Consider the following 18,451-nt stretch of genomic DNA (forward strand, 5'->3'; position numbering starts at 1 on the left):
ATCATAACACGCATAAAAAAACCATACAATACTAAAATTGTATGGCAAACAATATTATTATAAAGTCAGTTCTTGAAGTAAAGATTGAATGATCGTCAATCCTTCCTCCAGCTCTTCCAGTGTTTCCGGTGCACAAACGGAAATCCTAACAGCCCGCTCCGGAGAACTGTTCCCAACGACAAATCGATCAGCCGCATACACTTGTACCCCCTGCCGTGCAGCTAACGTCTCAAATTCCGCCCCTGTAATCTTGCCTGGTAAGAGCAGCCAACGGAAGATCCCAGTATCGACACCTAGACACGTATAGTCTGCCAGATACCGGTTTACGATTTGATTTCTGCGAATCGCTTGTTCCCGATGTCCCTCAATCAAGCTCTCGAATTGATTCGATACAATCGTACGCGCTGCCAGTTCTGCAAATAATGGCGGCACGGAAACATTTAGATTATAAAGTGCTTTTGCGATTGGCTCTTTGAAGGCGCTAGGAACGGCTACATAAGCAAGTCGCAACCCCGGTGCGATCGATTTGGATAAACTGGCGATATAGATAGCCTGTTCCGGCGCAAATGATGCAACGGCTGGGAGCGGTTTTTCGCACAGGAGACTGTACGACGCATCTTCGATAATGAACTGATTATATTTTTGGGCAACTGCTGCAATCCTTTTGCGATTTTCTGCAGGCATCATGCTAGCTGTCGGATTATGATAATCGGGAATCAAGTAAATCCCTTTAATATCGTCATTCTTACACGCATACTCCAAGGCGGTTGGACTCATCACATCGTTCTCGGATTTGATTGGTACGATTTGGATGCTGAGCATCGCTGCAGCCGTTTTTAAACCAGGGTAAGTGTGAGGATCGGCACCTATGCGGTCTCCGGGCTTACATAAACTCGCAAGTGTGGCCGCAATCGCATTTTGCCCCCCATTTGCCAATAAAATGCGATCAACTGTTGTTTCAAGGCCGCTCCTTCGGATCAGCTTCAAAGCTGCGTCCTTTTGCCAAAGATTTTCGCCTGAACGACCATAACCAAACCATTTTTCATAATCCGGCTCTTGCAGCATACTTCTCAGCTGGAGCAGCAGCGGCTCGTAGGAAGCATTATCGGGTAGTGTTGCTCCCATCTCAATTAAATGCTTCGGTTTGGTATCCTCAAGTAAATACGCATTCGATACCGCACCATACGATACGAATGTCCCACTACCCACTGCAGCGCTTAATAAGCCTTTCAACTCGCACATTTTAAACGCTTTCGATACGGTGCTCAAATTTAAGTCCAGGAAATCGGCCAATTCACGCTGTGAGGGAAGTCTTGTTCCAGGTAATAAAACTCCGTTTAGAATATCCTGTTGTAATTGTCTCGCGAGTACTTTATAAATAGGTTTATGGGTTCTATCGATCGATGGTTTCCAGCTCATTGGATAGTTGTCAAACGAATTAATAGGCATGATCGGCATCCTTTTACGAAGTGCTAGTTTTAAGAAAACGGTATGCTTTATTATAACCTTTTGCCCGTTAGAGCAACAAAGCTGCCGATCATCGCGGCAGCCTCGTCAAGATATAATCTCCGCTAAAAAATATTATTGGGTCGCTCAGTTCGCGCCCCCTCCTGGAAGATGCTCATCAAAGCTGGGAGCGTCGTGGTCGCCGATGCCGTTCAGCCGGCTGCGTGTGAGCCAAGCTTTCGCATCTTCAGCCGATATATGAACCGGGTCAAGGAGCCATTGGTGAAAAACAAGGGACGCGGCTCCGATGCCACCGTTGTTTTGATCGTAATCGGAAATATAAAGAGGGGTCCGGTCATTCGGGATGCTGACGGTTTGCCTCATTTCGTCCAGCATCGGCTGCTCGAGCCAGCTTCTGGCTTTGGTCAGCTCTCCCCCGACAATGATGCACTCGGGATTTAACAAGTTAACCGCATTTCCTATGGCAAATCCAAGGTGACGGCCCGCCTCTTCGAATAACTCGCTTTTCGCTTCTTCATTCAAATGATGCAGCATTTCATCGAAATCCCGGTAATGGCCGCCGGCAAGCGAAAGCAAGACCGGGATGGAAATGTGGGCTTCCACGCATCCTTTTTTGCCGCACCGGCACGCCCTGCCGTTTCTTACGACTTTCGTATGGCCGAACTTCCCGGCCTGCCAATCGTTTCCCGTATACAGCTTGCCGTCGATTAAAATGGCACCGCCAACCGCTTGATCGGCATAAACGCACAATACGTGCCTCCAGGCTTGATGGCGCTTCCTCCATATTTCGCCGGCCGCAAAAGCACGGACCAGATTGTCGACGCAGATGATAAAAGGAAACTCTTTGCTGAACAGTTCCTTTAAAGGATAATCAAACAATTTTAAATACCGGGAAAACTTCACCCTGCCGCCGCTGCCGTCTATAATCCCCTGCAGTCCGATCCCGGCGCCCATAAAGCAGCTGTCTGCCGGAAGACGGCTCAGCAGCGTATGGATGGTCGACCGGATGCGCGACACGACCTGGCTGCCGCCGTCTTCGCGTTCCATCATTTCGGGCTCCAGTTCCGTTTGCGTCTCGTATAACACCGTTGCGTCAAGATCAAGCAGGATGCCGCGAATATAGGATGGCGTCACTTGAATGCCTGCGGCCGTCAGCTTCTCGCGCCTGAAACGCAAATAAACGGGAGGCCTGCCCACCCCGGCGGCTCCTTTCGAAGCCTCTTCGGCAACGAGCTGTTGGGTGAGCAGCTCCTGAATAATATTGGTGACCGTCTGTTTGGTCAAACCGGTCAGCTCCGCAAGCTTCACCCGGGTCATATGCGGCTGCTCCTGCAGCAATCGCAATACATGCGCCCGATTATCCTGCTTCATGCGCTGGTGGCTGTTTGACTCTGATCTGACCTGCACCTGGATTCCTCCGTCATTTCATAGTGCTCTTATTATAGCACGCGGCGCAATGCCTCCGTTAATTTGTCGGGAAAGTTGATCGTCATGCCGTCGACGCCGCACTCAAGGCAGTGATGCATAAGCGCTTCGTCCCGGACTCTCCAGGCCCGTACCTCCAGACCGGCAGCCTTGAGACGGTTTACCCCGTCCTTCGTAATTGTTTCGGCCGTCAGGCAAATTTGCTGTGCGGAAATCTCTTTAAGCTCGGCTAAGATTTCTTCCGTATACTGCTTAACCAGGAAGCCGATGCGCACCGCGGAATCGAGCCTGCGGACCATTCGCAAAATCCCCTGCTGAAACGAGGTAATCGTCACTCTGTTCGAAATCCCGTACTTCGCGAGCAGCCTGAGCGTATCTTCCTCCAGCCCCTCCTCCTTCATCTCCAAAGCAAGATGAATCGGCTTTCTTGCGAAGAAGTGCAGAAAAGTCTCCAGGCTAACCAGACGTTCCCCCGCATACGCCGCCGCAAACCAGGAGCCCGCATCCAGCTCCTGCAGTTCCTTCCATGTATATTCGCTTGCCCTGCCCGTTCCGTTCGTCGTCCGCTCCAGCCGTTCATCATGCAGCAAAAAAACGATGCCGTCCCTGGATAACCGAAGATCGGTTTCCAGTCCGCTTGCTCCCATTTCCAAACCTTTGTAAAACGCGGCTAACGTATTTTCCGGGGCGTACTCCGACGCTCCCCGGTGCGCCAAATTCATCATCGCCAATTCTCTCCTTTATGCCAAAAAGATGGCATCGGCAGAGACCTCGTCCCGCCGATGCCGCCGATCGGATTTATTTGTAGGTCTTCATATATTCGACAACTTCGGCCTGAAGTTTGTCCAGCACCGCCTGAGGATCGGCTTTCGGATCGTTGTGGACCGTTTCGATCGCTTTAACGATCCCCGACCAGATGATCGCGTCGGCCGGATGGATGCCCTCCCCGCGCAAATATTGCGTTTGATCGATCGCCACCTTGAAATTCGGGTCTTTCTCCAAATGCGCCTTAAACTGCGGAAGCTCGAAGGCGGCTTTTTTGACCGGAATGTAGCCGGTCGCCATTGAATTGGCGGCGGTTACCTCCTTGCTCGTCAAATAGGAGACCAGCTTCCAGGAAGCCTCCTCGTGCAGCTTGTCCGACTTGAAAATACCGAGCCCGTTGCCGCCGATCGGAACCCAGCGCTCGTTCACTTTCGGGAGGAAAGCGACGCCGATTTCGAATTTATCCCCGACCTGCTTCTTGAGGCCGGCCAGCGAAGCGCCGGAACGGAGCAAAAACGCCAGCTTCCCTGCGACAAAATCTTCCCCGGACGATTTGATCTGATTTTGCGGCATCACTTTGGATTGATGGACCAGATCCTGTATCGATCTAAGCGTCTCGACGGCTTCCTTGCCGTTCACGTTCGGCGTCCCGTCTTTTTGGATCAATTGGCCGCCGCGATTCCATACCATCGGCTGGAAATACCACGGGCTGTCGCTGTTTACGTTGAATCCCCAAGTTCCGTCCTTGCTCAGCTTTTTGCCCGCTTCAACCAAATCATCCCACGTATCCGGCACCTTCAGCCCGTTTTTTTCGAGCATTGTCTTATTATAATACATGACCGGAGTGCTGCTTTGAAACGGAATGACCCATTTTTTCCCTTTGTACGTGTAGCGCTGCCAAAAACCCGGGAGCACATCGGCCATTTCCTCCTGCGTCATAAAACTTTCGATCGGCAGCAGCTTGCCGCTGTCGGCTATTTGCGGGATCGCATGCCGCTGCCCCAGCTGCACGACATGAGGAAGGCTTCCGGATACAATGCCCGCCTGTACCTTCTTGGCCATTTCATCATAATCGCCCATAAATTCCGCTTCGACTTTAATATTGGAATTGGCTGCATGGAACGAATCCAAGTAGTCTTTAAGCAAATCTTTTTCTGTCGTCCACAGTTTCAGCGTCACGGTCTGGTTTGCGGAAGCCGCTTGCTCCCCGCCTGCTGCGGCGTTTCCTCCCGTTGACGCCGTGCCGCCGCCGCACCCGGTTATTGAACTTACGACCGCAGTCGCGATCAAGGAGGCCGAAATACGTTTCCATCGTCTCATTTCTGTTACATCTCCTTTGTATGTAGGATCCTGCAATGCCAGCCGACTTGGAGGCAGGTTATTTCAATCCGCTTTGCACCATGCCGCGAACGAAATATTTTTGCAAAAACACAAACAGCAAAACGATCGGCAAAATAATAAAGGTGGAAGCAGCCAGCATTTGCGGCCATTGCGTGCCCAGCTCCTTGTCCACCATATAGCGAAGACCGACCTGCACCGTTCTCATGCCCGTTGTGTTCGTGACCAGCAGCGGCCATAAATAACTGTTCCAGGCATGAATAAAGGCGAATAAACTCAAGGTGGCCGCTATCGTTTGGGATAAGGGAACCACGATCCTTAGCAGAATGCCGGCATGCGAGCAGCCGTCTATCTTCGCCGCATCGAGCAGGTCCCTCGGAATGGTCAGGAAAAACTGGCGGAGCAGGAAAATGCCAAATACGCTGGTGGCGCTCGGCAAAATCATCGCCAAATGCGTATTCATAAGCCCCAGCCACTTGATCACCAAATACGAAGGAATCATCGTCGATTCAAACGGAATCATCGTCGTCGCGATAAAAATCAGAAAAAGCGTTTGTTTCGCCTTGAAATTCACGCAGGCAAAGGCATATGCCGCCATGCTGCAGGTGATTAACTGAGCGATGACCGTGCTGACCGATACGAGGGCGCTGTTTATAAAAAATCGATCGAACGGAGCCCGCTTCCAAGCTTCGGCATAATGCTCCCACCGCCATTCGCTCGGAAGCCGCCATATGCCCCCTGAGAAAATCTCGTCAGGCAGCTTCAAAGAACCGAGGAACATCCATAAAAAAGGAAACGCCATCACAAGCGAGCCCCCGATTAGAAGCGCGTGCTTCGCCGTCAGCAAACCGATCGTGCCCAGCTTTGGCCAAAGCGAAAACCGGCTGCGCGCCTCCGCTTTTTTACGGAACATCGGTTTGCCCCAAGTTTCCAGATTTGCGTTTGTCCCCATCTCTTCCCTCCTTCCTACTGGTAATGAACCTTGCGGCCGGCAGATCGCATTTGCACCCAGGTCAGCAGCAGAATAATGACAAGCAGCACCATGGCAATAGCGGAGGCATAGCCCATTTGGAATCGTTCAAAGGCGTAATTATACAAATGCATAACGATCAGCTCGGTGCTGCCTGCCGGTCCTCCCTTGGTCATGACATCGACTTGGGCGAAGGTTTGCAGCTGCTCGATGGTCAAATACACGACCAGAAAAAATACGGTCGGCGTCAGCAAAGGCAGTTTGATGCTCGCAAGAACGCGGTACCTTCCGGCTCCGTCCACTTTGGCGGCTTCCTCAAGCTCGGCCGGAATCCCCTGCAACCCGGCCAGGTAAATGATGACGCAAAAGCCGATCTGCTTCCATACGGCCATGATCGCAAGCGACAGAAGCGCGGTGCTCGACGCGTTAAGCCATTTTAACGGTTGAAGTCCGAGCGATTGGAGCACGGAGTTCGCCAGACCGTAATCCGGGTGGTAAATAAACATCCAGACAACGGAAATCGCTACCGTCGAAGTAATGATCGGGGCGAAAAAAAGCGTGCGGTAAATCGTAATCAGGCTGCGCACTCCCTTGTCCAGCAGGATCGCAAAAGCCAGAGAAATCGTCATTGCCGCCGGCACGGTCAGCACCGTGTACAGCAGCGTTCGGGTCAGCGTGCTGTAAAAAGCGGGATTGCCGAAAAGATGCACGTAGTTGTCGAAGCCTACGAAGGTCGGAGACGGCCTCATCATATCCCACGAAAACAAACTCAAGCACGCGCTGTAGCCGATCGGAATGACGACAAATACGAATAAGATCAGCAGGGAGGGTGACAACAGCATAAATCCGGCGGCATTTTCCCTCAGCCTTACGGCAGACACAAGCTTCACCTCTTTTTAATTAGTAAAATGATTTGACTAATAAGGTCATTGTAGCGCCCGTTTGTTTTCGATTTGTCATGCCGTTATAAAGATTTTGTTGCGATTCCGGTTGAAGCCGCATCCGACTTTTCGAAAAATAAGACTGCCATTGTTGGCAGCCCCGCTTCTTCTTCCATAAGATCTCAAGAGTTCGAGTTGAACTCCAACGCCGGATTGCCTGCGTACGTTGTTTCTATACAATTACCCTTCGAGTAATCTGCAATTGATTTCGTCCAAAATCGCTTGGCAGGCAAATTGTTTTCCAACCAAAATACACTCCATCGTCCTTTAAACATATCGAACGTTTTATACGCCGCTTCCTTTCCAATTCCTTGCCCTCGGTACTTTTTTAAAATGAAAAACTCAGCCAGCGAAAACTTAGTCGTTTCATTGACATGCCCGATAATTTCTCTGACCAAAACAAACCCCGCCAGTTTCCCCGATTTCATAACAAAAAATGGATGGCGGCCTTCTTCCGTCCAGTAGTGGTCGAGATACTTGTAGTCAAAGAGACCATATTCGTTGACATCGTTATCTTCCTCAAATTCACTCATGTCGTATTGATATAACTCCATGAGATTTCGCAGCACAGCCTTTTTTTCAAATGAAACCTTTACCAATTCCATGTGTAAATCACCTTGTTTCTGAAGTTTCTCCCATTTTACCGCAAATATGGGTTTCCTCATATGTAAAAATTTATTATATGCCAACGTTACCTCGGCCATTAACTTTTTTGTTGACTTAAACCATGGTTTAAGTCGTATCATATTCCTGTTGACGTCAAAAGATAAAATTTGGAGGCCTCCTGATGAAGTATTTTTCAATTAGCGAAGCTTCGGCTATGTTGAATATTCCGGAATCAACGATACGTTATTATGAAAAAAAAGGACTGCTCCCCCTGATCGAACGGGATGAAGCCGGCAGGCGGTTATTTTCAGATGATCAAATTTCGCTTCTAGAAACCGTCATTCGTTTAAAAAATACGCACATGCCCATAAGCGGTATCAAGCAATACATTGATTGGGTAATTGAAGGAGAAAGCACCACCCGGCTCCGGCTCGAAATGATGAAGAAACACAAGCAAGCTGTATTGGCGGAAATTTCGTTGATGACAGAATCCTTAAAAGGAATTGACGTAAAAATTACACGTTATACAAAACGTCTTCAGGAGGAATGATCATGAAACTTTCAGGAAATACAATACTGATCACAGGCGGAAGTTCCGGTATCGGACTCGCTTTTGCAGAGCGCTTTATAAAGGCCGGAAATCAAGTCATTGTTTGCGGACGACGCGAACATGTACTTCAAGATGCGAAGGAAAAATTCCCCGGCCTCATTACCCGTGTTTGTGATTTGGATGTAGAATCCGAGCGTGCAGCCTTGTTTGATTGGGTAACGGCGAACTATCCGGAAGTGAATGTGTTAGTTAACAATGCGGGGATTCAGCAACGCTTTAATGTATTAAAAGCAGATGCGAAGAACAATTGGAGTTATTTCAATAAAGAAATTATAACCAACATGGAAGCGCCTTTCCATCTCTCTATGCTGTTCGCTCCATTTTTTGCGGCAAAAGAAGAGGCGGCTATCATTAACGTGACATCCGGGTTAGCTTTTACACCGTTTGCGATTGCCCCGATTTATTCGGCAACCAAAGCGGCGCTTCATTCATTTACAATGAGTCTAAGACACCAGCTTTCCGATACATCGGTAGAAGTCATCGAAGTCGCTCCGCCGGCGGTGAATACGGATTTAGGCGGAACCGGTCTGCATATCCATGGAGAACCGTTAGATGCCTTCGCAGATGGAATTTTCAAAGGCTTGGAAGAAGGTAAACAGGAAATCGGATACGGCACTTCCGTGAGTCGCTTACGCATGTCGCGGGATGAAGTCGACGAATACACGGAAAAAATGTATAAGTCAATGAAACACGCAATTGAGTAAACATCCATTCCTTGTTCAACTAAACTGCCCCGATAGCTTAACAAGGCTGCCGACTCGATCATCGGCAGCCTTGAAGCTAGCAGCTCGTCTTATAAGTTTATATTGCACATTCGCGAAAAGTCCAAATCAATATATGGTGTGTTATTCAGCAAATTTCCTGCGGTGGAAAAAATTCGCCCTGCTTAGCTGAGCTGCCGCTGTATTATAGCGAGCAGAGTGCGCTGCTCCTCCTCCGGAACGCTCTCGCCCAGGCGCGCCGCCATAAGCGGAAGCTCCCACTTGGCAAGCTCCTCCCGGCCGCAGCCGGTCAGTTTGAGATAGGCGTCCTCATACGCTTGCAGCAATACGGTTCGAAGCTGAGCAAACGTCCGGATAACGACCTCGGGAAGCTCTGACGGTAAGACCGCATGACGAAGTATCATAATCGTCCTGGCTGCATCTGCTTGTGCCGGACCACATACTGCGGTCATCCAGTCGATCACGACAGGACCCCGCTGACTTAACATCACATTGCCGGGATGGAAGTCGCCGTGGCAAAGATGATCATCCTCGGGAAGCTCGGACAGACGGCTTACGATCGCCTCTCGTAACGGCTCGAAACCGGCATGACGAATGCCGCTGATCATATAAGCCAGTCGGCTTTTAATGGATTGCAGCCGCCCGGTTGCCTTGACGCTATGCAACTTGGCGTGAAGCTGAGCCAGCTCGCGGCCGTATTCTGCAGCTTTTTCCGGCTTGCCTATCAGCATCTCCAGCATGGAAGGTCCCTGGATCCTCTCATATGCGAGTCCGGTAATACCGTCAACTTCTACGGTACCGTAAAATGCCGGGGCGCCTACCGCCAACTCCTCAATAACGGTACTGATCCTCCGCTCCAAGTCCAGTAATTGGGGGTCGCGAAATACTTTAACAACCCGATCCGACCCTAGTACATAAATATCCGCAGTGTTGCCTCTGCCAATCCGCTCTCCCAATCCCATGAAAAACACCCTAATCCTATTTAGAATCTATGCGGCTATCGTCCCCGTTCACTGCCGGCTTCACGTTTAGTACAACCCGCGGAGCGATTCAATTAGACTCTTAAAACGGTCAGGCTTTAAGAGATAATAAATCCGTTTCCCCTCCCTGCACTCCTGAATGAAACCTTCGTCCTTCAATTCCTTCAAATGATATGACAGCTTCGACGACGAAATGTCACCCAAACCGAGCTTCAGATCCTCCGGACAGATCGCATGAGCAAAGGCCGAACAGACAGGCGCCTGGTAAACCTCCTGCCTGCCCTCTTTAAGAAGCATCAATATTTTGAGCCGTATCGGATCGCTGAGTACTTTAGCCGCTTGGGCTACTGCAAATTCATCAATTTGTCTCATGATAAAATTATATCATCCCCCTCTTGACATTTCAATTATTTTTGAAATATAATCACCTCAGATCATTTCAAAAAAAGTTGAAATAAAGGAGGTCTCTATTCATGTCTACCGATCAACAAACTCGGCTTCATGCCGCAGCACCGGAAATGGCTGCCGTTCAAAAGCGGGCATTAGGATGGAGTTTGGCTCTGCTCGCCCTGGCCCAACTCATTTACTCGCTTGACATCAATATCGTTTACGTTGCTCTCCCGGAAATTGGCCAAGGACTCGGTTTTTCGAAGCAGTCGCTGCAATGGGTGGTCAGCGCTTATACGATTTTCTGCGGAGGGTTTCTGCTTCTTGGGGGGCGTGCCGCCGATTTGCTGGGACATAAGAGGATGTTTGTTTTCGCTTTGCTTCTCTATGCAGTTTCGTCATTACTCGGTGGACTCGCTTGGAACGCGCCAGTCATTATCATCGCCCGCGCGATCCAAGGCATCGGTGCGGCGTTTCTCTTTCCGGCCACTTTGTCGCTGATCAACCGATTGTTTGAAGAAGGACCGCGCCGTAACCGCGCCCTTGCCATATGGGGCGGAGCTGGCGCCAGCGGACTGACGTTAGGTTCGCTATTGGGCGGATTGCTGACCGATGCCTTCGGCTGGGAAGCCGTCTTTTATGTCAATGTGCCGCTCGCAGGTATCGTCGCGCTGGTCGCCACGTTTATTATTCCCCGCGACGAGCCGAAGGTACGGAAGCGCCGCTTTGATATACCCGGGGCCGTCACAGTGACCGCAGGCGCCACACTCTTGGTTTATGTTCTCGTGCAGGGGCCTGAATTCGGTTGGACTTCTCCGAATATGATTGTATGCGCCATTCTTTCCTTAATGCTCCTAGCGGGGTTTACTTTAATCCAGGCCCGGAGCGCCGATCCGTTAATGCCTTTGCAGCTATTCCGCAATCGCAGCCTGGTTGCAGGCACTATCATCACTTTCATTTTTATGGGAACGTACGGCGCGCTGCCGTATTTCCTTACGATACTTTTTCAAAACGTACACGGATACAGTGCTCTGAATGCCGGACTTGCCTTTATTATCCCTTCTCTGGCCATAGCGGCGGGCACCCAGCTCGGCGAAAGGCTGGCCACCCGTCTGGAGGCACGCAATACGCTGCTGATCGGCCTGCTCATCGGAGTTGCCGGTACGGTACTGATTCCGGTAGGCGTGTATTCCGGCAGCAGTTATCTTATCATCGTTCCGGGCATCGTTATCTCCGGTATCGGCCAAGGGATTACATGGACCGGCATGTGGGTCGCCGCCTCCAGCGGCGTAGCCGAGGAAGACCAAGGCGTCGCATCCGGTATTGCGTCAACCACGTTAAATATCGGCAACGCCGTAGGCCTTGCCATTCTGATAGCCGTTGCCAATATGGGTATTCAAGGAAAAACCGGCGATGCTCTGCGTGAAGCCATCGCTGCGGGTGAGCGGACAGCCATTTATTTGGCGGCGCTCGGCATTCTTCTCGGTGCGGTTGTCGCTTTGTTTTTGCCTCGAAAACAAACCCGTTAACTTAATGGGGCCGCCTGAATCTTGCCCACAGCGGCCCCATGATGTTTTTCTGTGCTTTGTCTCTGTCAGGTTAATCGTAAACATGCAAGGGATCGGTTCCATCGCCGTGTTATATGTTCGCAGTTACTTCAAAAGATATTGGTAATTGGGGAGGAAGTCATCCTTATTGGGTCCTTTAAGATGCTCATAATTTTTAATTTCAACTCCAGCCGACGAGATCCGAAATGTAAATACATCTTCGCCGACAGGTATATGAGGACCGACCATTGGTTGAGCATCTATGGTGATTAAAAAATCAAAACCACGGAAAGCAGCTACCCTTTCAATGTTCTTCACATTGACGGAATCCGGATGAATTACTGGTGGTATTGTAATTATATCTGCATATACCTCAGCAAGTTTCTCTTGCATATGCGGAAGTAGACTTATGACAAGCATATCTTGCAGCTGCAGTTCCCGTGAGTCCTCAAGCGGCTTACTACCGGCTGCATTTGAAGTTTGCTCGGAAAAAGCTTTTTCAGCAGCATAGCGAACGTCTATTTGATGTTTGTTATCCGTCTCAGGAGAGGCTTGCGTGTATTTTACAAGAGCACCGCTGCTCTCAGCGAATAAACGAAGAGGTACATATGCCTTATTGTTGTAGCTAAGCACCTCTTCGCCTTCCTGAAGCTGTACTTCTTTGGAAAGTCCGTTGGCTAGAAAAAAAGTAACTTTACTTGGAAAGATTATTGCTTCGATTGCACTCGAAGCAAATACAGAAGTTGCTGCCATTAAGAAGGCACCGCACAGCACTCCTACAATAAAATGTTTTTTCAATTCGTCCTCTCCCTTTCAAATGTCAATTCTTTCTATACTAATTGACGAAGCCAATGTACTATTAGTTACAAACGACCATAAATAAATATCGCCAACTCGAACGATTCTGTCCGTGGGACCTAGATTCCCGAGAGCTTTTCAATTCATCACTGGCCCCGGATCACATCGATAGTGTGGTTAGACTGGCGGTTTCTTCAGCTGTCTTCAGTAGAGAACAGGCTGAGAACGTAATGCCTTTGGCCGTCGCTGCATCCATCCAGAAAAAGCCGTCTTCCACTCCAGGGTGTCTCTTCCCATGTCATGGACTTGCAGGAAACCTTGTAAGCTTTCTCCACCGTCATTTTGTCCCGTGAGGGATCGAATTGCATCCGGATGTTATCATCCCATATAAATGGGTCCGGAATCTATGGAATAGCGAACAACGCGCATATTATCAGGCACCTTATTGTTAACGTTTTTCTGAAAATTCTCGAGCTTACCGAAGTTTTCTATTTTTAACGGCACGCTGACAACGGCATTGTTATCTTTGAGAGTAACGGAGCGATCATGATCATTCCAGATTACGCTAAAATCCAATTCCTCCATAAGGTCACGAAGCGGCGCATAAACGATTCCGTCATCCCGGAAGCTAATCGTATCCAGATATTTGGGTCCATTTTTCAGTATGAGGATGTTGCTTCCTGTAATGACGGTAACATTCTTATTTCCTTTGGCTAATTTGATTTGCTCGTGGTCGTCCGGATGACTCGTTCGCTCGATTCCTAGTTCTTTTAACAAGTCATCCCGAAGAGGCAGTACGGCCTTGTTTCTGGGATCTATGCGGACAGCACTAATTTTTTCGTGATGATAGCGCAGCTTGACGTCACTTACGGCCATTGAGGAATTATGTTCATACGTCTGCACTGGTTTGCCCAAAAGACTTTCGTCCAGCGGCTTCTCATCGTTTACGGCTCCGGTGCCGGAACAAAGTGAAGTAGTCCCATCAGCATCTTTGAATACAAGATACGATTTGCCAAACTGAAAAGAAATACCACAAGCCGCACTACTGGAATAAACGTGCGTAAACGAAGGGACGTCTCCTTTATAAACGCTCGAAACCTCAAACTCCACATTGACTTGAACGAGCTGTTTACTGTGCCATATTCCCACCACCTTGCCGATAAAAACCTGCTCCGCGCGCTCGACCTTCTGTTCAAAGGTTAGCGGTATACAGCTGCAAGCATAGCAGGTCGCTCCTGAAATTAGCAGCGAAACCAGCAGTCCAACCAGCAGAGTCGGTACGGATCGTTTAATATTCAAATTTCTTCACCTCCACCTCTTGATACGCCCATATAATGGTAAATGTTTCGCAGGAACATTGAAAAATATTGAAGTTAATCGAAAGAGGCAGCCGATGTTTATACGGCTGCCTACGTTTTCTTATTTCGTTATCGTCGTCTCCGTCAGCGGAGCAATCGGTGCTTAAGCTTATTTAATCGCCGTTCTATTCATGTCTTTAGATGATAAAGTTGCCGCCATCCACTGTGAGATAGGCTCCGGTTACAAATGAGGCTTGATTGGAGGCCAGATAGGTGATGGCAGAAGCCATATCTTCAGGTCGGCCATTCCTCCGCAAAGGAGTCATTTGAGCTATCTGGTTTTTTATCTCCTGTGGCGCTCCGGCGTTTAGATCGGTAAGAATCATTCCTCCACCCACCGTATTGACCCTAATGCCTGCGGGCCCCAGTTCGAGTGCCATATGCTGCATCATCGCCTCCACGCTGGCCTTGGCTACGGCAACGGCTACAGCTATTCCTCCCTCGTTGGGTCGGCGGGCATGGGTAGCACTGACGAAAATGATACTTCCTCGTTGTTGCTTCATCATATCCGGAAGAACCGCCTGGCTCGGAAAGTAAGCTGCTTGTAATTGACCTCGAACGAATGACTCCAAAATACCCCAATGACTTGCTGTGAAAGGAGCGAGGATAGCTTGAAGCTGTTCGTGGGCAGGAATCTCGGAAGAGGAGCTGCTTGACGCTGGAGCATTGAGAACCAATGTATCAATTGATCCGAGAGTCTCACGAACGTGCGAAACCATTTGTTCAACTTCCTCCTGCTTCGTGACGTCCGCTTGAACGGCAATTGCCTTGCCTCCGGCGCTCTCAATAATTTCTACTACTTCTTGAGCAGCCGTTTTATTACGGTAGTAGTTAACGGCCACACGGGCACCGTGCTGTCCAAGTTGAATCGCTGTTGCTGCACCAATGCCACGACTTCCTCCTGTCACTAAGGCAATACGATCTTTCATCGAGGGAACTTCCTTTTTCATACATATCCATCCTATCTTTTTTAATAGTTTGCCGGCAAAGTAAAATTACCTATAAAGCGAATCTCTCCCTTTAGGAAAGATTCGCCAGACCTTGTTGAAGCAGCCGACGAAACAAAGCCTGCTCAAGCTCAGTCATATTGAGACAGATGCGAGCATCAAGATTTTTCCATACTTGCATGGCTGGCTCATAGAGTTCGCGCCCGGATTCGGTAAGATAGACACGAGAAATACGTGTGTCCTGCTCGTCAACATGACGCTTTACCAAGCCGATACGTTCCATTCGCTGCACAGATTTAGTGATAGTCGGAAGTTCCAGCTTGAGGCGAGCCGCGAGTTGAGATTGAGATAGGCCATCTTCTTCCCAGAGCAAAAAAAGTACAAACTCTTGCGCTGCATGCAAACCCAACTGCTTAAGTGCTTCCTCGGCCTGCCTGCGGTGTTCTTTGATCAATTGAATGAGAGCGTAAGATACATCATTTTTAAATGAGTTCATAGGTACTGTCCCTCGTTTTTTACTTTGCCGGCTATTTAAAACCAAATATAACTGTTTAGATTCCGAATGTCAAGGCCGAACTTTGAGACTTCCATCAAACGCTATCTCGCGGAACAACTTTGCTTTCCGTTAAACGACTCATTTTCAAATGTAAATATGCCTTGTTTTCAACACATTTATTAAACTATCCTGCCCATAGCGCCACGACGGCAGCCGATCTTTTCCGGCCGGCCACCGTCGTGGTCCGTCAAAGTTCTTGTCATCCGACATTCAGCTTCATTTCACGGGCAGCTTCAATAGCGGCATTTAAACCAAGCAAGTGGGTTTGACTGGCAAAGTCATGGATCACTCGCACTATGTTTTGAACCGAGCTGGATTTATGCTCCAATTCGAGCAAGAATCGGAACAATCCCAAAATAATACGGGTCATTCGCCATAATGAAAGTTAAATACCATGCTCGTAACGGAAACGATGATGGGTAGCTGCGAGCTGAGTGTATCAGGAATGATTGAGACGAGAGCACCCGCCATCGCGTCCATCATTTTTGCCCCTTGTGTCATTCGATTTATTTATCTCCTTTTCGCAATCTCTCACCGATGGCCAGCACTTCTTCCTTTGACCGCCACATGCATCCGTTTAATCATGTCATTTCCCTTCTCTCACAAACAACTCGATGCGATCTTTAATCGAATCGCGCACTTCCCGGAATTTTGCCATGATTTCTTCTTCGGTTCCGATCGCTTTCGCAGGGTCTTCAAATCCCCAGTGCCATTTAACCACATTTTTGTTCAAGATGACGGGACAATGCTCATCGGCATGGCCGCACAAGGTGATGACGTAGTCCGCTCTGTTCAATATCTCTGGATCAATCACGTCCGATGTATGGTTCGAAATGTCTACACCTGCTTCTTTCATAACAGAAACGGCGCGAGGGTTCAAGCCATGTGCTTCCAGGCCGGCGCTCTTCACTTCGTACTTGTCGCCGCCAAACGATTTCAAGAATCCGTCAGCGATCTGGCTTCTGCAGGAGTTTCCGGTGCAAAGAAAATATACTAATTTTTTGTCCATTGAGAAATTCCCCTTTTTATTCATGGATGGTTTGATAAACCAAGGAGGCAGCAATAGCCCCAAGGATGGTCGCCACAATATAAAGCCATAGATGCTGTGTAGCACCCGAAACAAGAGCCGGACCTAGCGAGCGCGCAGGATTCATGGAAGCTCCGCAAATCGGACCCGCAAACATGGCCATGAGTCCAACAGTTCCTCCGATAGCAATACCGGCGAAGCTTTTAACCGCTTTTCCATGTACGGCCGACCCTAAAATAACCATCATCAGCACGAACGTCAATATAAACTCCAAGACAAAAGATTGTATTTCTGATGATCTAGGAAGTGTTGCACCTAAATTCGCGACGTTGCCAAACAGAAGAAGCAGCGTATAGCTTGCAAATAGCGCCGCGGCGAATTGGATCACAATATAAAACAAGCTGTCTCGGAGTGAAATATCTTTCCGCACCAGAAAGGCAATCGTAACGGCGGGATTAAAATGAGCCCCCGACACATGCCCAAAACAATAAATGAGTGCCATAACGACAAGCCCAAAGGTTAAAGCGACGCCGACATGCGTAATATCTTTGGTAATTTGATCAATGACCATAGCTCCTGGGCCTGCAAAGACTAAGAAATAAGTACCTATAAATTCAGCAATTAACTTTTTACGCAGCATTCCTGTTTCCCCTTACTCGCATTCACAGGTTAGTTGTTCGACTCGCTCTTTTTGGCTTGGCAGATGCTTTAACAAGTCCACGAGGAAAGGCTTATCGTCTATGGCCAAAGAGTAATACACCCATTGACCTCTTTTGGATTCTTTGACCAAACCTCCATCCTTTAATTTACGCATGTGCTGACTGATATTGGGCTGGCTGGTTTGCAAGATCTCAACCATTTCACATACGCAAAGTTCTTTTTCCTGAAGCAATAGCAAGATCGTTAACCTGGATTTGTCAGCCGCGAGCTTTAAAATTTCGACCATTTTTTCAATTTCTACCATATGGGGCTCCTTTATACAGGCACATTCAATCCTTTGAGTAAATCAATGACCTTTTTCTCGATTTCATTTCTTGTTTTGCGGAGTGCTTCAAGTAGATGCGGACTGCCTTTTTCATGATAATTCAACCATTCTCATTTGTAAATAATTATATAAGAAAATACTTATATAATGTAGCGAAGAATTTGTAGAAGTCCCCTCAGAATTTCCGTGATGGTCACTCCGCTATGTCTTCCTCGCCAACTTTGTATTCTTAGGAATCCTTTATGTGGCTGCTTTCGCCCGTAGCCGGTCAACCAAATCTGAAATATTGCAGCAATACAATACCAGCGCCTAAAGCAATTTCAAAGACCATGATAAAATCAAAATATTTCCCTGCCGAGCCAACTTTGATTCTTGAATACAACCTGCCGAGACCCGAGCAAATAACGACAATACCAATGAAATAGATTAAATCGGTAAGCTCGTGAAAACGAAAAACAGTCCAGGCCATCAGGAAGCCAAGGCCGAAATAAATGCCGCTCAGAAACCGGACCAGGTTATCTAAGACGCGTTGTGGCGGGGTTGTATTTGGCAAGAAATAGCCCGCTCCTTTTGTCAACAGGTTTAAACCTCCTGCCCGGCATATCAAGGCGACCAGACCCAGAAAAATCCTTAGCGTCAATTCCATTGCTTCTCTCTCCCTTGATTTGCGTTGTTCTAGAACTTATCTACTTTGGCGATTTTACACCAAGTGTGAAGATCGAGTAAATGCTTCATTGCCTAGTGCCCCACTCCCGCCTCGACGAGAGGAATGGCGGACTGCGGTTGTTTGTAGATGGGGTACCACCTGCCAAATAACACAAAACCCCCGTCGAGGAAATTTTCACCAAAATTAAAGTCGATTTTCCTGCGCTAAGGATTATATTCTAGTTTCATTTGCCACTTCGTATTCCCAGTCTTGGGTAAATGGATCTGGTTCAGGCAAATTCAACCTTCTATGAAATATAAGATTTGGATTGGACAATTCCTATGGCCTTCATAAGTAGACTTCGTCATCTAAATAA

21 protein-coding genes are annotated in these 18,451 nt (G+C 48.5%); 3 read left to right on the top strand and 18 right to left on the bottom strand.

Annotated features, from left to right (window positions below):
- Positions 1–57: 57 nt before the first annotated feature.
- The 7 genes from MYS68_RS22445 to MYS68_RS22475 all read right to left on the bottom strand — a co-directional run bounded on the left by MYS68_RS22445 (position 58) and on the right by MYS68_RS22475 (position 7,511).
- Complete coding sequence (locus MYS68_RS22445; RefSeq protein WP_248927993.1) at positions 58–1,449, bottom strand: aminotransferase-like domain-containing protein; 1,392 nt, start codon at positions 1,447–1,449, stop codon at positions 58–60.
- Between the two features lie 144 nt (positions 1,450–1,593).
- The gene (locus tag MYS68_RS22450; RefSeq protein WP_248927994.1) at positions 1,594–2,874 is read right to left on the bottom strand and encodes an ROK family transcriptional regulator; all 1,281 of its coding nucleotides are present in this window, start codon (positions 2,872–2,874) and stop codon (positions 1,594–1,596) included.
- A 32-nt stretch (positions 2,875–2,906) separates the two neighbouring features.
- Positions 2,907–3,617 carry a glycerophosphodiester phosphodiesterase gene (locus MYS68_RS22455; protein WP_248927995.1) on the bottom strand — a complete coding sequence of 237 codons (711 nt, stop codon included), beginning with the start codon at positions 3,615–3,617 and terminating at the stop codon, positions 2,907–2,909.
- Positions 3,618–3,690: 73 nt separating this feature from the next.
- Positions 3,691–4,977, bottom strand: coding sequence for an ABC transporter substrate-binding protein (locus MYS68_RS22460; protein WP_248927996.1), 1,287 nt, complete (start codon positions 4,975–4,977; stop codon positions 3,691–3,693).
- 58 nt (positions 4,978–5,035) lie between these two features.
- The gene (locus MYS68_RS22465) at positions 5,036–5,947 is read right to left on the bottom strand and encodes a carbohydrate ABC transporter permease (protein WP_248927997.1); all 912 of its coding nucleotides are present in this window, start codon (positions 5,945–5,947) and stop codon (positions 5,036–5,038) included.
- A 14-nt stretch (positions 5,948–5,961) separates the two neighbouring features.
- On the bottom strand, positions 5,962–6,846 hold the full coding sequence (locus MYS68_RS22470) for a carbohydrate ABC transporter permease (protein ID WP_248927998.1): 885 nt from the start codon (positions 6,844–6,846) through the stop codon (positions 5,962–5,964).
- A gap of 182 nt (positions 6,847–7,028) precedes the next feature.
- Positions 7,029–7,511, bottom strand: a complete 483-nt coding sequence (locus MYS68_RS22475) for a GNAT family N-acetyltransferase (RefSeq protein WP_248927999.1) — start codon at positions 7,509–7,511, stop codon at positions 7,029–7,031.
- 182 nt (positions 7,512–7,693) lie between these two features.
- On the opposite strand from MYS68_RS22475, the gene MYS68_RS22480 reads away from it, so the two are divergent.
- Positions 7,694–8,062, top strand: coding sequence for a MerR family transcriptional regulator (locus MYS68_RS22480; RefSeq protein ID WP_248928000.1), 369 nt, complete (start codon positions 7,694–7,696; stop codon positions 8,060–8,062).
- Between the two features lie 2 nt (positions 8,063–8,064).
- Positions 8,065–8,826: an SDR family oxidoreductase gene (locus tag MYS68_RS22485; RefSeq protein WP_248928001.1), complete on the top strand. Its 762-nt coding sequence runs from the start codon at positions 8,065–8,067 to the stop codon at positions 8,824–8,826.
- Between the two features lie 182 nt (positions 8,827–9,008).
- On the opposite strand, the gene MYS68_RS22490 is transcribed toward MYS68_RS22485, so the two are convergent.
- A complete protein-coding gene (locus MYS68_RS22490; RefSeq protein WP_248928002.1) occupies positions 9,009–9,806 on the bottom strand; it encodes a phosphotransferase family protein in 798 nt (265 codons plus the stop codon).
- A gap of 66 nt (positions 9,807–9,872) precedes the next feature.
- Entirely contained in the window at positions 9,873–10,196 is a 324-nt protein-coding gene (locus tag MYS68_RS22495) for an ArsR/SmtB family transcription factor (RefSeq protein WP_248928003.1), read from the bottom strand.
- A gap of 101 nt (positions 10,197–10,297) precedes the next feature.
- Here MYS68_RS22495 and MYS68_RS22500 point away from each other — a divergent pair, with 101 nt between their 5' ends.
- Positions 10,298–11,740, top strand: coding sequence for an MFS transporter (locus MYS68_RS22500; RefSeq protein WP_248928004.1), 1,443 nt, complete (start codon positions 10,298–10,300; stop codon positions 11,738–11,740).
- 123 nt (positions 11,741–11,863) lie between these two features.
- Here the strand turns inward: MYS68_RS22500 and MYS68_RS22505 are convergent, their stop codons facing one another.
- The 9 genes from MYS68_RS22505 to MYS68_RS22545 form a co-directional block, all read right to left on the bottom strand.
- On the bottom strand, positions 11,864–12,556 hold the full coding sequence (locus tag MYS68_RS22505) for a DUF3888 domain-containing protein (RefSeq protein ID WP_248928005.1): 693 nt from the start codon (positions 12,554–12,556) through the stop codon (positions 11,864–11,866).
- 378 nt (positions 12,557–12,934) lie between these two features.
- The gene (locus MYS68_RS22510) at positions 12,935–13,855 is read right to left on the bottom strand and encodes a stalk domain-containing protein (RefSeq protein WP_248928006.1); all 921 of its coding nucleotides are present in this window, start codon (positions 13,853–13,855) and stop codon (positions 12,935–12,937) included.
- A 196-nt stretch (positions 13,856–14,051) separates the two neighbouring features.
- Positions 14,052–14,864 carry an SDR family NAD(P)-dependent oxidoreductase gene (locus MYS68_RS22515; RefSeq protein ID WP_248928007.1) on the bottom strand — a complete coding sequence of 271 codons (813 nt, stop codon included), beginning with the start codon at positions 14,862–14,864 and terminating at the stop codon, positions 14,052–14,054.
- A 70-nt stretch (positions 14,865–14,934) separates the two neighbouring features.
- The gene (locus tag MYS68_RS22520; RefSeq protein WP_248928008.1) at positions 14,935–15,357 is read right to left on the bottom strand and encodes a MarR family winged helix-turn-helix transcriptional regulator; all 423 of its coding nucleotides are present in this window, start codon (positions 15,355–15,357) and stop codon (positions 14,935–14,937) included.
- Positions 15,358–15,616: 259 nt separating this feature from the next.
- A complete protein-coding gene (locus tag MYS68_RS22525; RefSeq protein WP_248928009.1) occupies positions 15,617–15,787 on the bottom strand; it encodes a methyl-accepting chemotaxis protein in 171 nt (56 codons plus the stop codon).
- 216 nt (positions 15,788–16,003) lie between these two features.
- Positions 16,004–16,426, bottom strand: coding sequence for an arsenate reductase (thioredoxin) (gene arsC, locus MYS68_RS22530; RefSeq protein WP_248928010.1), 423 nt, complete (start codon positions 16,424–16,426; stop codon positions 16,004–16,006).
- A 16-nt stretch (positions 16,427–16,442) separates the two neighbouring features.
- Positions 16,443–17,084 carry an MIP/aquaporin family protein gene (locus tag MYS68_RS22535; RefSeq protein WP_248928011.1) on the bottom strand — a complete coding sequence of 214 codons (642 nt, stop codon included), beginning with the start codon at positions 17,082–17,084 and terminating at the stop codon, positions 16,443–16,445.
- A 12-nt stretch (positions 17,085–17,096) separates the two neighbouring features.
- Positions 17,097–17,408 carry an ArsR/SmtB family transcription factor gene (locus MYS68_RS22540; protein WP_248928012.1) on the bottom strand — a complete coding sequence of 104 codons (312 nt, stop codon included), beginning with the start codon at positions 17,406–17,408 and terminating at the stop codon, positions 17,097–17,099.
- A 289-nt stretch (positions 17,409–17,697) separates the two neighbouring features.
- Positions 17,698–18,075 (bottom strand): DUF4345 domain-containing protein, encoded by a 378-nt coding sequence (locus MYS68_RS22545; RefSeq protein WP_248928013.1) that lies wholly within the window; start codon positions 18,073–18,075, stop codon positions 17,698–17,700.
- Positions 18,076–18,451 lie beyond the last annotated feature (376 nt).

Source organism: Paenibacillus hamazuiensis (genome assembly GCF_023276405.1).
Lineage (GTDB): Bacteria > Bacillota > Bacilli > Paenibacillales > NBRC-103111 > Paenibacillus_AF > Paenibacillus_AF hamazuiensis.

Excerpts from the sequence above, each read along its gene's own strand:
- MYS68_RS22445 (WP_248927993.1), bottom strand. The coding sequence starts at position 1,449 with ATGCCTATTAATTCGTTTGACAACTATCCAATGAGCTGGAAACCATCG.
- MYS68_RS22455 (WP_248927995.1), bottom strand. The coding sequence starts at position 3,617 with ATGATGAATTTGGCGCACCGGGGAGCGTCGGAGTACGCCCCGGAAAAT.
- MYS68_RS22460 (WP_248927996.1), bottom strand. The coding sequence starts at position 4,977 with ATGAGACGATGGAAACGTATTTCGGCCTCCTTGATCGCGACTGCGGTC.
- MYS68_RS22465 (WP_248927997.1), bottom strand. The coding sequence starts at position 5,947 with ATGGGGACAAACGCAAATCTGGAAACTTGGGGCAAACCGATGTTCCGT.
- MYS68_RS22475 (WP_248927999.1), bottom strand. The coding sequence starts at position 7,511 with ATGGAATTGGTAAAGGTTTCATTTGAAAAAAAGGCTGTGCTGCGAAAT.
- MYS68_RS22480 (WP_248928000.1), top strand. The coding sequence starts at position 7,694 with ATGAAGTATTTTTCAATTAGCGAAGCTTCGGCTATGTTGAATATTCCG.
- MYS68_RS22485 (WP_248928001.1), top strand. The coding sequence starts at position 8,065 with ATGAAACTTTCAGGAAATACAATACTGATCACAGGCGGAAGTTCCGGT.
- MYS68_RS22490 (WP_248928002.1), bottom strand. The coding sequence starts at position 9,806 with ATGGGATTGGGAGAGCGGATTGGCAGAGGCAACACTGCGGATATTTAT.
- MYS68_RS22495 (WP_248928003.1), bottom strand. The coding sequence starts at position 10,196 with ATGAGACAAATTGATGAATTTGCAGTAGCCCAAGCGGCTAAAGTACTC.
- MYS68_RS22500 (WP_248928004.1), top strand. The coding sequence starts at position 10,298 with ATGTCTACCGATCAACAAACTCGGCTTCATGCCGCAGCACCGGAAATG.
- MYS68_RS22515 (WP_248928007.1), bottom strand. The coding sequence starts at position 14,864 with ATGAAAAAGGAAGTTCCCTCGATGAAAGATCGTATTGCCTTAGTGACA.
- MYS68_RS22520 (WP_248928008.1), bottom strand. The coding sequence starts at position 15,357 with ATGAACTCATTTAAAAATGATGTATCTTACGCTCTCATTCAATTGATC.
- MYS68_RS22525 (WP_248928009.1), bottom strand. The coding sequence starts at position 15,787 with ATGACCCGTATTATTTTGGGATTGTTCCGATTCTTGCTCGAATTGGAG.
- arsC (WP_248928010.1), bottom strand. The coding sequence starts at position 16,426 with ATGGACAAAAAATTAGTATATTTTCTTTGCACCGGAAACTCCTGCAGA.
- MYS68_RS22535 (WP_248928011.1), bottom strand. The coding sequence starts at position 17,084 with ATGCTGCGTAAAAAGTTAATTGCTGAATTTATAGGTACTTATTTCTTA.
- MYS68_RS22540 (WP_248928012.1), bottom strand. The coding sequence starts at position 17,408 with ATGGTAGAAATTGAAAAAATGGTCGAAATTTTAAAGCTCGCGGCTGAC.
- MYS68_RS22545 (WP_248928013.1), bottom strand. The coding sequence starts at position 18,075 with ATGGAATTGACGCTAAGGATTTTTCTGGGTCTGGTCGCCTTGATATGC.